We start from the raw sequence: 12,854 nt of genomic DNA on the forward strand, positions 1-12,854 counted from the left end.
CCATCTCCCCTTTGAAGTCTGGCTTGGAACCATCAGGTGCGTCAGCCGGGTCGATGAGACGCCGGCTGTTTTAGAGCGCTACCGGCTTATTCCGCTGCTTCGGCTTTCGGCATTACAGACACGTACACGCGGCCATTGGCCTTCGTACGGAAGTCCACGTTGCCGGCCGTAAGTGCAAAAATCGTGTGGTCCTTACCGAGGCCGACATTGGCGCCCGGATGCCACTTCGTACCGCGCTGGCGCACGATAATGTTGCCTGCAATGACGTTCTCGCCGCCGAACTTCTTCACGCCAAGGCGCTTGGACTCAGAATCGCGACCGTTACGCGACGAACCGCCAGCTTTTTTGTGTGCCATTGGTGTTCTCCTTTAAACCTTAGATCCCTGAACTCAGTTTGCAGCGGCTTCAGCGGCAGCTTCAGACTTCTTCGAAGCCTTCTTTGCTTTGCCACCGGCAGCAGCGATGTCCAGGATGCGGACGGTCGTCTGGTGCTGGCGGTGACCGCGCGAGCGCTTGGAGTTCTGGCGGCGACGCTTCTTGAAGGCGATGACCTTCTTGGCGCGACCCTGCTCAACAACTTCAGCGCTGACAACGGCGCCTTCGACAAACGGAGCACCGATGGTTGCATCGGCGCCAACGCCGACCATCAGGATCTCGGTGAATTCGATCTTGTCGCCTGCAACGCCTTCCAGCTTTTCGATGGTGAGGACGTCGTTGGCGGCCACGCGGTACTGCTTACCGCCGGTCTTGATGACTGCGAACATTTTTTATCCTTTCATGTTCGATCCGGCTCTCTGCACGAAGACAAGGCCGTCTTTTTCTCAGTCGACAGTTGAGTGGATCTCCTTTTCGGATATCCACCGGTGAATGGGCGCAAATCGCACCCGCTGCGGTGAAGCTAGGCCACACCACTTCATTGCGCGGATTACAAGGATTTGCACAGGCGTGTCAAGGCGAAAGCAACGAGGCCGTTACATATTCTTCAAACAAGGCCCTTGCCAGCACCCGAATCTGCCGCTATGAACCCGACCGCGCCGAACAAGCGCCGACCAGCAAAGCGGAGAGGTGGCTGAGTGGTCGAAAGCACCGCACTCGAAATGCGGCGTACGGGCAACCGTACCGTGGGTTCGAATCCCACCCTCTCCGCCATAAATCGCAAAAGTCGTTGAAAACGCTCAAGACCTTGAGTTTTAAGGGATTTGTAACCGCCGCTTTGGTACACAAAGGCGGTCCACATGGTCCTGAAAATGTCTCGTCCAATAAAGCACCCAACGACTGGCATCTATCAATTTCGAAAACGCGTGCCCGAACATCTGATTCCCTTAATCGGAAAGAAAGAGGAGAAGGTCAGTCTCGGCACACGTGATCCCCAAGAAGCCAAGATCGCGCATGCCCGGATACTGGCGGACACCGAAGCCCGATGGCGGCAGCTATCTGCCGGCGTGATTTCCCTTTCGCAAAAGCAGGCTGTTGCCATGTCCGGGGAAATCTATCGTGCGATGATCGCCGAAAACGAGGACGATCCAGGATCGCCTCGTATTCGGAAAGCATCCCTGATCGCTGATCATCTGCATCTTCGTCCGGAGAAAGTGCAAGTCGTCCAGTTGACTAAGAACGACGCTCTTTTCGACCGTGTCATGGAAACATACAAGGTTCGCCGTAATGACCGGGCGATCAATGACTATCTTAATCGCCACGGTTATCGTGTCGATGACCTGAGCATGACACTCCTCCGCAACGCCGTCGCCTATGCGGTGATGCAGGCAAAAGAACATCTGCTGAAGCTCTCGACCGGAGATTATCGTCCCGATCCTGATGCGGATCGATTTCCCCAACTTGAACTCGCGCCGAAGAAAGTTCCGACGGAAAACAATCATGAGGATTCCGGAAAATACGGCCTGCTCCAGGTTTTCGAGGATTTCTTCTCCGAGAAGCAACAGGCCGCGTCAACTTATAAGAAGTGGAAGGGGATAATTGCAAAGGTAGCGGCCGAAGTGCCAGATATCCGCGATTTGACGGGTGACTGGGTGGTCGACTGGAAAGATCGTCTTCTGAAACGGGGCTTGAGCGCTGTCTACGTCAGAGACGGCCACCTTGCATGCCTCAGAGCAACATGCACTTGGGCGAAAGGAAACAGGCGGATTCAGGTAAATCCCCTAGATGGAATTACTGTCGCGGCTCCACACAAGACGACGACCCGTCAGAAGTGGTTTACAATCGATGAAGCAACGACGATCTTGAAAGGCGCGCTTGCTATGCCGCCCGCAAGATGTTCATCCGAGATGAAGGCAGCATATCGTTGGGTTCCTTGGTTATGTGCTTACACAGGAGCCAGAGTGGGCGAAATCGCGCAGCTACGCAAAGAAGATATTCAAGTGCATGATGGGCACTCGCTAATCTGGATCACGCCAGAGGCTGGAGCGACAAAGAACCGAAATCCACGCTTTGTCGCCATCCATTCACACCTCATAGAACAGGGATTCTTGGCCTTTGTTCAGGCAAGGCGGAAAGGCCCCTTGTTCTATGACCCATCTCGACATCGTGGCGGCACCAAAGGTAATCCGCAATACAACAAGGTCGGTGAGCGACTGGCGGATTGGGTCAGGAAACTCGGTGTGGATGACGACAGGATAAGGCCAAACCACGCTTGGCGTCATTTTTTCAAGACTGAGGCTCGTGGCGTTTATATGGATGTTGGCGCGCGTGACTACATGCAAGGCCATACTCCAGCGACCGAAGGGGAAGCGTATGGCGGCTTTAAGCCTAGCGTTTTGGCGCATGAAATAGCGAAGTTTCCAAGCTTTGAAATTGAATAACCGACATCGTCCGAGCGCTTGCGCGCCGGCGATGAAACCCGCGATGCCCCTGCGAGGGCGGTGGGGAATCGTGGAGAGCGTCATGTGCCTGCACATGACGCCAATCAATTCGTTTCGTATGCGGAACGTATTTTCGGCGCTTGACCCGGACTCTGCCTCGCATGACCATAAAAAAACACCACGTCGCAGGGCGGGAACCCTCAGTGGTGTTTTTTCGGAGTTGCCATATGATCATCGCTGTTGGCGAAATTGCTGTAAAGACCCCCCACCTTAATCGGTGAGCCCGAGGTCGGGACATATCCCGACCCGCTCGACACTACCGCCTGACCCTACAATCAAAAATGTTGACAAATCCGACGAGCACGTAAGCTCCGGAGATCAGTGTGAGGTCGTCGCAGGGGCCTACGTCCTACCCGAACTCTCCCTTGACGGCGAATGGCGCAAGGAACTGACGAGGCACCGTCCCGTCGGCATGTCCTGGCGTATGCCCTCCGAGGAACTCAAGAAGGTCCTCGATGTCCCAGTGATGAAGACCGTCTCCGAGCAGGAAGTAGTGGACGCTCTGACGGCCGACGCCATCATTTCGGCCCATCTCTATCCCGGCCGCCGCATCTCCTATTCGAGGCGCGAAGCCTACTGGCAGAACCGCGCTCGGTATACCGGTCCAGCGTTCCGACGCAGCACTATCATCAAGGCGGTGGACGCTCTGGTCGCCAAGGGCATCCTGATCGAACACGACAGGCGGCCGGCGGGCAAGCGAGGCATCCAGTCCTCCTATCTGCCGAACCCGATGCTCGTCACCTTCGAGATGCCGAAGCTGAACCGCAAGCGCGGGGAGACAATCATCCTGCGCGACAAGAACGGCGACATGCTGGCTTACAAGGACACGCCTCAGACACGGGACAGCCGATACGTTCTCGAGAAGGTCAACGACGTCCTCAAGAAGACCCGCTTCACCGTCGAGGGCGAAGGCGTGGTCACCGACGGACAGTGGACCCGTATCGAGGACCGCGTGTTCTCGACCTCGGCGACCGCCATGCACCGCGTCTTCAACCAAGGTGTCTGGACATCGGGCGGACGTTTCTATGCCGGGTTCTGGCAAACCATGCGCGGCCGCCACAGGCATACCATCCTGATTGACGGCGAGCGTACCGAGGAAGTTGACTACGACTACCTGCACGCCAGGATCATCTATGCCTGGGCGAAGAAGAAACTCGTCGGCGATCCCTATATTATCGAAGGCTTTCCGAGGAACGTGGCGAAGCGGGCGTTCTTCATCATCGTTAACGCCGAGGGCTATTTGGCCGCTAAGGGAGCCGTTGCGAACTACCTCGAAAAGAAGGGACTGGATAGGAAACTCGCCGCCAAGCTGATCGCCGTGATGAAGGCCCGTCATGCTCTGGTCGAGAAGTACTTTCATTCGGGCATCGGACTGGAGTTGCAGAACCTCGACGCGAAGATGGCAGAGTACGTTCTCCGTGAGATGACGGTCCGCAGGGGGGTCCCGTGCCTCCCGATTCACGACAGTTTTATCGTTCCCGCTGGACAGGTGAAGAACCTCGTCAGGACGATGAAGGCTGCGTACGAGAAGTTCGTCGGACGGTCGAACTCGGGTGTCTGCTCCGTGAAGTCCGTTGCGACTTCTGATTCAACAAAATCAGAGACTTGGCTTCTGGATTCACCACACCTTCACAACCCGCCCTCCACCACACCCACCGAGGTCAAATATAGGACTTCGGTACCGGGCGATTCCGTACTGCAGAACCAAGAACCACACACTTCGAAGTCCGTGTCTTCCCTGTCCTTCGAAACGGAGTCTTCATTAGTGGTAGAACGTAAGGAAGTATCGAAGGCGGAAGAGCTAGGTGTCAAACGTCGTCCCATGCCGGAGTTCATGAGAAAGGCAATGGAAGATCGACAGAAGGCATGGAAGCAAGATGAAGCACGAAAGCAGATCACACGCGAAATCCGCCAACGTGGAAGCCAGCTGATGCATGGTGAAAAAGATGGATCAGCAGTCGTCCAAACGGTTTGACTGCATCTGGAGGGGCTAGTGGGAAAAATCTTACACTTGGTATCGGCGTCGCAGGTCCGTTCTAGGCCGTCAGAAGTCGATCATGGTCGTATCCTTGACCAGCGGCATCGTCTTGTCCGGGCGGGCGTATATGTCGCCCTTGCCTTCCTTAGGATGCCAGTTGTACTTCGCCAACTCACGATCCCCCCGGTTGTAGAAGTAGCCGTAAGTTTCAATCTTCGCATTCTCGGGGTTGATGCCGAGATGGTCGATCAGGAACTTGATCCGCCGATAGATGCGCCATTTCTCCTGCTTTACTTGCGGCAGGGCGTTGAACGCCCAACAGCGTTCGCTGGCGGTGGGTAGAGATCGTAGATGATCGAGTTCCTCATCGGCAATCATGTCTGTGGTGTCCTTCCTCGAATCACGTCTTGCAACGGGTACTAAGCGTCAGATTTTCACCACTAGGAAGCCCAGCACGGATGCAAACGGAATATCTCGTCGGGGGTGGTCGGTCCCGGGCAACTGCGATTGTCCATCTTTGCGAGGTAACTCTGGGGCAGAAAATCGATTGCACCAACGTGCACGAAGCTTATTTGGTCCAGCACCCGAGTGCTGGACCAATGTTCGCCTTCCCGCCGGTTCAGAAATACGCGGGCGTCGGGGGTACCGTCATGGAGCACTTCTGCAGTGAAGTCCTATCCAACGAAGGCATCGAGGAGATGTCTTTGGGTGCCGACGGATGGCCAATATGGCAGATGCCCGGACATGTTCATCTCAATCGGGGCAAGCTTCAGGAACTGAAGGCCCTGGGGGACATTTTGATCCCTTGCGCACCCACAAACATAATCATCTCGGTGAAAACCGAAGCCGCTAAGGAGCGGCTGCTCTACTCCGCCAATTCCATCGAAGGTATCGGCTTCGGGTTCTTCCGAAACTTCCGTGAATTTCATACAACGAGCAGGATGGCACTTTTCAAGCGAATGAGTTTCTCCGCAATCTATATGCCATTGTCGACCTACAATGACCTGATTGCACATCTCGCTTCGGAAGGAACGACGCAGTTCAACGTGAACATCAACGGGAAAGCTCTGTGCCGACCGTTTACCTCATTCGGCGAAGACCTGCGTCGGATAGTAGGAAAATCCAGCATCGCGCTTTGAAAAGGCACGCGGGATAAAAACAGTTGACATCTTTTTGTTCTTGTTATGTTCTATGGATAACTTCCTGCCCTAATGTCAGAAAGTCTCCCAGAGAACGTCGAGGTGATTCATGAGTGATTTTTCCGCCCTCCGTCAGAAGACTGGGCTGGGTATCCCCGAAACGGCCGAACGATTGGGCTATACCGAACGTCAGGTCTACCGCTGGGAGTCGGGGAAGAACGTTCCCCGTAAGGTTGTTATGGACTCCCTAGAGACTGTTCGAAACGAGCGGTGCGCCGAGTCGGCCTCCGAACATTCCTTTACTTTCATCGATCTGTTCGCTGGGATTGGAGGGCTTCGTCGCGGTTTCGATGCGATCGGCGGAAAGTGCGTTTTCACGTGTGAGCGTGACAAGCATTCGCAGGAGACGTATCGGGCAAATTACCCGGAGGATAACCACGACATCTATCCGGACATTACGAAACTGTGCGAGGAGGACATCCCGCCTCACGACGTCCTGTTGGCCGGTTTCCCGTGCCAGCCGTTCTCGATAGCGGGCGTCTCCAAGAAGAACGCCTTAAACCGACCCCATGGCTTCGCCTGCGAGACGCAGGGAACGCTGTTCTTCGATATCAAACGCATCCTTGCCTTTCATCGTCCAAAGGCGTTCCTGCTCGAAAACGTAAAGAACCTAGTCAACCACGATAAGGGGCAGACCTTCAAGGTCATCCGGAACGTGCTGGAAAACGAGCTTGGCTATACGATCCAGTGCAGGATACTGGATGCCAAGTCCTGGTTGCCGCAGCACCGCGAACGCATTTTCATTGTCGGCTTCAGGGACGAATGCGGTTTCGATTTCGAGGACCTTGTTGTACCCGACGTTATGAAGGGACCGACCCTCAAGACGATCCTGCACCCGGAAAATGGCGAGGAAGCCCCCGAGAAGCCGTTCACGGATGGCAATATCGGCCGGGTGTCTGACAAGTACACATTGAGCGACAAGCTCTGGGCCTACCTTCAGGCCTATGCCGACAAGCATAAAGCAAAAGGCAACGGCTTCGGATTCGGCCTGTTCGGCGCGGAAGGGGTCGCCCGCACGCTCTCGGCTCGTTACCACAAGGACGGATCGGAAATCCTCATCTCCAGAGGTGACGGACGGAACCCGCGCCGGCTGACGCCGCGGGAGTGCGCACGGCTTATGGGCTTTGACCTTCCAGGACAAAGCGACTTCATAATCCCCGTATCGGATACGCAGGCCTACCGCCAGTTCGGGAATTCCGTCGCGGTTCCTGCTGTCGAGGCGGTTGCGCAGCTCATGAAGCCCTACATTCTCGACGCCCGCAAAGAGGTCGTCAGAAAGCGGGCCTGATGATCGACATAGTCACCCCGGAGAAACGCAGCCTGATGATGTCAGGAATTCGGGGGAAGGACACCAAACCGGAGACACTGATCCGGAAGGCGCTGTTTGCCCTCGGCTGGCGTTATCGTCTGCACGACAAGCGTCTCCCGGGGAAACCGGACCTCGTGTTCCCGCGCCTCCGGGCGGTCATTTTTGTGGACGGCTGCTACTGGCACGGCCACGACTGCCACCTCTTCAGGATGCCCTCGTCACGCGTCCATTTCTGGGCCGAGAAGATCGGACGTAATCGGCAGCGTGACATCGACGTTAGAAGGAAACTCGACGAACTCGGGTGGCGGCACCTGACCGTGTGGGAATGTGCGCTAAAAGGGAAAACACGGTTGCCGATAACTGATGTTATCGGTCAGGTTGTGGTATGGCTCGAATCGGGCAAAGGTGCCGCCGAGATCGAGGGGGAAAGAGATGGCAATAGGTGACTTGACGGACTGGATGGACGACTTCGGTCGCCCGGGCTTTATCTGGTACGCCAAGCGCCTGGCCGGGAACGACACCCTCGCCAACGGCTCGCATCAGGCTGGTCCGTACATCCCAAAGGAATTCCTCTTCGAGGTCATCCCAAGCATCAATCGTCGAGACCTTGAAAACCCTGACATCTATTTCGAGCTTTATCTCGACTCGCATCCTGATGTCCGAACAATCCGGGCTGTTTGGTATAACAAGAAGTTTCATGGTGGTACCCGTAACGAAACCCGTCTTACAGGATTCGGGGGCAGTCAGTCTGCATTGCTCGATGCCGACAGCACGGGAGCGCTGGCAGTTTTCGCATTCCGACCAGAGACCGAAAATGAACCGCCCGAATGCCATGTGTGGGTTTGTGGTGGAGAAGGAACCGAAGCCGATTTGGTCGAGGAGCGGCTGGGGCCCGTCGAACCCAAAATACCTGTCATCTGGCGACCTGGCGTAACCGAGCCCCAAGCGGACCTGTTCGCGCAATTGCCCGCAGCGCGCAAGTCATGCTGGCTTGCTCCAGCCGAAATGCCGCCCGACTGGCTCATCACCTTCCCGACGGGACGCCAGATCATCGAGAAGACAATTTCGCTCAGGGCGGCAACGGGGACAAATGCCGATGTTCGTCTGATGCGACGTCGGGCCTGCGAGTTCGAGATTTTCAAGAGTGTCGAGCAAGCAACCTGGATGCCGACAATCAGCGAGGGGTTCCATTCCATCGACGGGTTCCTTGGCCTCGCTAACACAATCCTGCAGAGCCGCAAGTCACGGGCGGGCAAGAGCCTCGAGTATCATGCGGGCGCGATCTTCGAGGAGGAGGGTCTGTTGTCCGGCACGAACTTCGCACACAACCCGGTCATTGAAGGTAACAAGCGCCCGGATTTCCTCTTTCCAAATGTCCAGGCCTACGAAGACCATGCCTTTCCAGCGAGCCGGCTGCGCATGCTCGCGGCCAAGACTACGTGCAAGGATCGCTGGCGTCAGGTCATCAACGAAGCCGACCGTATTCAGACCAAGCACCTTTTGACCCTTCAGGAAGGTGTATCTCAGAGCCAGTTCACCGAGATGACCGAGGCAGGGGTGCGGCTCGTTGTGCCGGCCGGCCTACACGACTCGTATCCGGAAACCGTTCGTCCGCATCTGATGACTCTGGAAGAATTCATCGGTGATGTCCGGGTAGCCTAAGCATCTCGATGCATTTCTCTCTCCACGACGATATCTCGCGCCAATGAATTCAAGAAAACCTTAAACCCTTGCAACTAAAAGAAGACCCGCGACAAACGATAATCTGGGACGTTCGCGCGTTATGGGGATCAGCGATATCATTTTCTTTTTGCCTCCCGCCCTCCTCGGGGTGGTCGCAATCGCTTTCCTCCTCCTCTGGCGTCTTGGCATCGTAAGCACGTGGCATTGGAGTGCTGCGTTTGCGCAGGCGGGTTTGGGCTTCGTAATCTCCACGTTCCCGATCGCGCCGAAATTCGATGCCTTCGTGTCGGGCATGATCTTTGTCGGCGCGGCCTGCTGCTACAGCATTGCCATAAGGCTGCATTTTTGCGTCCCCATCCCGAAAATTGGACATCGCCTGTTCGTTGCCGGATACACCGTACTCCTTTGCTACTTCGTTTTCGGGCTGGAAAGCCTGAAGCACCAGCTATTCCTCACCGATTTCGCGTTCGCCTGCGTGTTTGGCGTTGCTGTCTTCTCCGTCGCCTCGAAAGCCCGCCGCGCTGCTGATATTGCCTTAGTTGTCACGGCCGCTCTCATCGTTGTGGATACGCTGGCGCGGACGTTTTTTTTCACCTTCTTCACTGAATCCAGCGATCAACTGGCCGATTTCGCGGATTCCACGTACAATCTGGCCGTCCACCTCACGACAATCACCATCGGCTTGGCGTTTCCGTTCGCGGCCTTGGGGGCCATGGCATCCAAGGCGATTGATCGCCACCGGGATGCGTCGGAACGAGACCCGCTGACGGGCCTATTGAACCGTCGCGGCTTCGAGCACGTTGCCCAGCGGAAGTTCCGGGCCGATCGTGAAGGTGCGATCGTGATTTGTGACATAGATCACTTCAAGAAAATCAATGACGACTTCGGGCACGCTGCGGGCGATGGGGTACTTATCGAGTTCGCGGCTGAGATCGGGCGTGTCATAGGCACCGATGGAAGCGCGGCGCGTTTCGGCGGTGAGGAATTCATCGCCTTCCTGCCCGACACACCAATTTTGGAAGCCGCTGCGCTTGGTGAATTGCTCAGAATTCGCCTCGCGAGGACGGACTGGCAATCAAAAGGTATTGGTCGCCGGATTACGGCCAGCTTCGGCATCGCAGCTATCAACGGGATAGACAAGCCAATGAGAACTGCTATCGACCGCGCGGACAGAGCCCTTTATTCCGCCAAAGACCTGGGCCGCAACCAGGTCGTGATCGAAGGTGCGCATCGCCCGTCCGCTCGGGATGATTTCGAGACCTCTGGCCTCACAACCGCGCCCCCATGTGCGCTGCGCTCAATCGCGTAGAATCAAGGAAAGCGGAATGCCGCTCCGGGGGCAGTCGGTCCCGGTGTTCCCGCCGAGTTGGAAGCGCAATTGGCGTATCGAAGTCTGGCGCTTTTAGCGCTTTTCCCGAGACGGGACGAGATGACATAGTCGTCCGCAGTCGGCCCAAAGCAGCCGTCCGGAAACACTCGTTCTGCCAGAGAGTCGCGGTGATGCCGGGTCCAACGTGTTGAAGCCGGAGTTTGGCGAGGTATTTGCCCAAGCGGTGACATCGGCAAGCTTTGGGCCGGCGCATCCGATTCGGTGTGCAACTCCCACCAAAAAGGGACCATATGGACAAGGTGATCGAAGCCAAGCTGGCGATGCTGAAGGCGTACGAAACGGTCCTGAGCAAAGGCAAATGGGTTACTTGGCCGGACAACAATCAGTATCTGGTCATCACGCCTCTTGATTTTGACCTGCTCAAGAAGCCTCATGGGGATTTGCTCGACGCTGAGGACGAGGCTGAGCGCGCCGCTGCAGAAAAGCGCGCATAATGTGCGGCGCTATTACTCTCCTCATAGCCTGCGCCGCTACATTCCACACCTCGATGAACTGGCATGGGTCCGCGTCTGGCCTTCTGTGACATGGCCGGCATCGGCCGCAAACCGAACGTCGATCCGGTTTGAGCAACACCACCATCTCTATGTGTAACTCAAACGAGCACAGGCAGGTGAATAAGTGATTCACGCTTTCACTTTTTCGGTTGACATTCCGGGCCGGTGAACTAGTTTGTCATTCAATCACTGGGTCGAGAGGACAAGCGCATGCTTCGAATGCATTCACTGAATTCAAACGCGACGTTCGACGAAAGAGCCGAGGCATTCGGTGCCTGGTTTGATGCGGATGTTGATGCAGCGATCTCGTTAGTTCCGCTCGTGGACCGGCTTGGGGCCAATCTCGAGCGGATCGTGGGAAAGGAACAGGCGTCCAAGGCGTTCGCACAGCTACATAACTGCGACGAAAATTGGCGTGAAGCAGTCGAACAAACAGAGTTCTATCTGGAAACGGAGCTTGGGGCGGACCTGACGGGGCTGTCTGCTTATGCGATGTTCGGTCTGACAGGCCAGGGCTACCTTGAGGAAGCCAAGGTGCAGGCCATCCTGCGGACACTCGAAGCGCTTCTTCTTGACTGCCCGCCTGCGCAGTGGCTTCCGGATGTCGATGCCGAACCGATCCTGCCGACCCTTACCATGGCACGGGCTCGATGGAACCTTGATCACGGAGTGGGGATCGAGGCGGAAGGATTGGCGTTGCTCGGCGGAGTGAAGCTCAGCCGAATCCGAAACATGATGTCGGGGAGCACACCCGAATTGCCGAAAGACGTTGCGGGGATGCTCTCCAATGAGGCCGCACGAGCCTGGCTCGAAAGGCGTGATTGCTTTTTGCCGACGATTGCACGCGACAGCGCCGCTATGGATGAAGATGCGCACGAACCGATCGTTCCCGTCTTTGTGCCGGTGGCTAGAGACGGGTCAATGTTTTTGCCGAATTCAGATCGGAATGGCCTCTATCGTATCGGCGAAAAAGGCTCGGAAGAAAGCTTCAACGATTACGAGAAGGCTCTGGCCAAGCTGCAGTCCATGCCCGTCGCCAAATGGAGACGCGCGAACGATCAAGGGAACTGGGGCATCGTCAGCGCCATCGACTGGCGTCGAATGGACCTCAAAACGCTCTGATCGACACGGACCCTGAGGTTCGATCCTTCGACAGCCTCCTGGAACCTATGCCGCCCGCAGCCTTGCGGGGGAACGGTTCACTATTCCCGCAAGCGAGGACGCCAATGCAATTGACGGATCATGCCCGCCGGCGCAGCTCTCAACGCAATATCCCGACAAACATCATCGCGACGATATGCGCGTACGGAGCCGAGCTGAAGGCCCCAGGCGGCGCAAGGAAGGTTCTGCTCGATCGCGGTTCGATCGAGCTGGCCGCTGACGGAAATGCCCGAAAACGCTCTGAACTGGAGCGATATCTTCAAGCCTATCTCGTCATTGGTGACGATGGGCGAGTCATTACAGTAGCGCGCCAGCGCCGCCGCTTTTTCAAGTGATTTTTCAACACGGTGAAGGTGAGGAAAAAATGGACCATTCGGCAAAGAGCATTCTGGACGAGCTTCTGGATGCAGAACCCCGCCCAACCGCCGAAGCTCCGCGGGATTTGCGCGGCCTCTACGGTCTGATCGACCACCGCGGTCTCCTCCGCTATATCGGATCGACGAGCTCCGCCAACGAGACCTTTTACAAGCGCATACACCAGCGTCACCGGACAGGCTCGGAGAGCACCAGCCATTACTTCTCCCGGATGTACAACACGGGTCGCATGTGGCGAGACCGCGATGACAAGCTGACAGCCTGCGCGGCGGCAATCAAGGTGAGATTCAGCGTCAATCAGGATGAGACTCGGCGGCGGGGGTGTGACGAAGGGAGGGCGTAGCCCGACCGGAGTTACACTCCCGCCGCGGCGCAATTTTTAGGCGTCT

The 12,854-nt window shown here is 56.5% G+C and carries 14 protein-coding genes and 1 tRNA gene; 12 read left to right on the plus strand and 3 right to left on the minus strand.

The window, feature by feature from the left end; all coding sequences use genetic code 11:
• Positions 1 to 86: 86 nt before the first annotated feature.
• Both rpmA and rplU read right to left on the minus strand, forming a co-directional pair.
• Positions 87 to 356, minus strand: a complete 270-nt coding sequence (gene rpmA, locus IB277_RS26500; protein ID WP_034802646.1) for a 50S ribosomal protein L27 — start codon at positions 354 to 356, stop codon at positions 87 to 89.
• Between the two features lie 33 nt (positions 357 to 389).
• On the minus strand, positions 390 to 764 hold the full coding sequence (rplU, locus tag IB277_RS26505) for a 50S ribosomal protein L21 (protein ID WP_034802644.1): 375 nt from the start codon (positions 762 to 764) through the stop codon (positions 390 to 392).
• Positions 765 to 1,059: 295 nt separating this feature from the next.
• On the opposite strand from rplU, the gene IB277_RS26510 reads away from it, so the two are divergent.
• The 3 genes from IB277_RS26510 (at position 1,060) to IB277_RS26520 (ending at position 4,851) form a co-directional block, all read left to right on the plus strand.
• Positions 1,060 to 1,149, plus strand: a tRNA-Ser gene (locus tag IB277_RS26510).
• 86 nt (positions 1,150 to 1,235) lie between these two features.
• Entirely contained in the window at positions 1,236 to 2,816 is a 1,581-nt protein-coding gene (locus IB277_RS26515; protein WP_192372019.1) for a DUF6538 domain-containing protein, read from the plus strand.
• A gap of 526 nt (positions 2,817 to 3,342) precedes the next feature.
• Positions 3,343 to 4,851 carry a hypothetical protein gene (locus IB277_RS26520; protein WP_210339668.1) on the plus strand — a complete coding sequence of 503 codons (1,509 nt, stop codon included), beginning with the start codon at positions 3,343 to 3,345 and terminating at the stop codon, positions 4,849 to 4,851.
• A 69-nt stretch (positions 4,852 to 4,920) separates the two neighbouring features.
• On the opposite strand, the gene IB277_RS26525 is transcribed toward IB277_RS26520, so the two are convergent.
• The gene (locus tag IB277_RS26525; RefSeq protein WP_192372021.1) at positions 4,921 to 5,232 is read right to left on the minus strand and encodes a hypothetical protein; all 312 of its coding nucleotides are present in this window, start codon (positions 5,230 to 5,232) and stop codon (positions 4,921 to 4,923) included.
• 80 nt (positions 5,233 to 5,312) lie between these two features.
• On the opposite strand from IB277_RS26525, the gene IB277_RS26530 reads away from it, so the two are divergent.
• From IB277_RS26530 to IB277_RS26570, 9 genes are all read left to right on the plus strand, one after another.
• Positions 5,313 to 5,993 (plus strand): hypothetical protein, encoded by a 681-nt coding sequence (locus tag IB277_RS26530; protein WP_192372022.1) that lies wholly within the window; start codon positions 5,313 to 5,315, stop codon positions 5,991 to 5,993.
• 109 nt (positions 5,994 to 6,102) lie between these two features.
• Positions 6,103 to 7,341 carry a DNA (cytosine-5-)-methyltransferase gene (gene dcm / locus IB277_RS26535; RefSeq protein WP_192372023.1) on the plus strand — a complete coding sequence of 413 codons (1,239 nt, stop codon included), beginning with the start codon at positions 6,103 to 6,105 and terminating at the stop codon, positions 7,339 to 7,341.
• Entirely contained in the window at positions 7,341 to 7,808 is a 468-nt protein-coding gene (locus IB277_RS26540) for a very short patch repair endonuclease (protein WP_192372024.1), read from the plus strand. The genes dcm and IB277_RS26540 overlap by 1 nt, the downstream gene beginning before the upstream one ends.
• Entirely contained in the window at positions 7,795 to 9,024 is a 1,230-nt protein-coding gene (locus IB277_RS26545; protein WP_192372025.1) for a type II restriction endonuclease, read from the plus strand. The genes IB277_RS26540 and IB277_RS26545 overlap by 14 nt, the downstream gene beginning before the upstream one ends.
• Before the next feature lie 121 nt (positions 9,025 to 9,145).
• Positions 9,146 to 10,354 (plus strand): GGDEF domain-containing protein, encoded by a 1,209-nt coding sequence (locus IB277_RS26550; protein WP_192372026.1) that lies wholly within the window; start codon positions 9,146 to 9,148, stop codon positions 10,352 to 10,354.
• Between the two features lie 311 nt (positions 10,355 to 10,665).
• Entirely contained in the window at positions 10,666 to 10,869 is a 204-nt protein-coding gene (locus tag IB277_RS26555; protein ID WP_192372027.1) for a hypothetical protein, read from the plus strand.
• 270 nt (positions 10,870 to 11,139) lie between these two features.
• On the plus strand, positions 11,140 to 12,051 hold the full coding sequence (locus tag IB277_RS37880) for a hypothetical protein (protein ID WP_210339669.1): 912 nt from the start codon (positions 11,140 to 11,142) through the stop codon (positions 12,049 to 12,051).
• A 104-nt stretch (positions 12,052 to 12,155) separates the two neighbouring features.
• Positions 12,156 to 12,425, plus strand: coding sequence for a hypothetical protein (locus IB277_RS26565; protein WP_192372028.1), 270 nt, complete (start codon positions 12,156 to 12,158; stop codon positions 12,423 to 12,425).
• A 29-nt stretch (positions 12,426 to 12,454) separates the two neighbouring features.
• Positions 12,455 to 12,808, plus strand: a complete 354-nt coding sequence (locus IB277_RS26570) for a hypothetical protein (RefSeq protein WP_210339670.1) — start codon at positions 12,455 to 12,457, stop codon at positions 12,806 to 12,808.
• The last annotated feature ends 46 nt before the right edge of the window (positions 12,809 to 12,854 follow it).

It is taken from the genome of Ensifer sp. ENS07 (assembly GCF_014852185.1).
GTDB lineage: Bacteria > Pseudomonadota > Alphaproteobacteria > Rhizobiales > Rhizobiaceae > Ensifer > Ensifer adhaerens.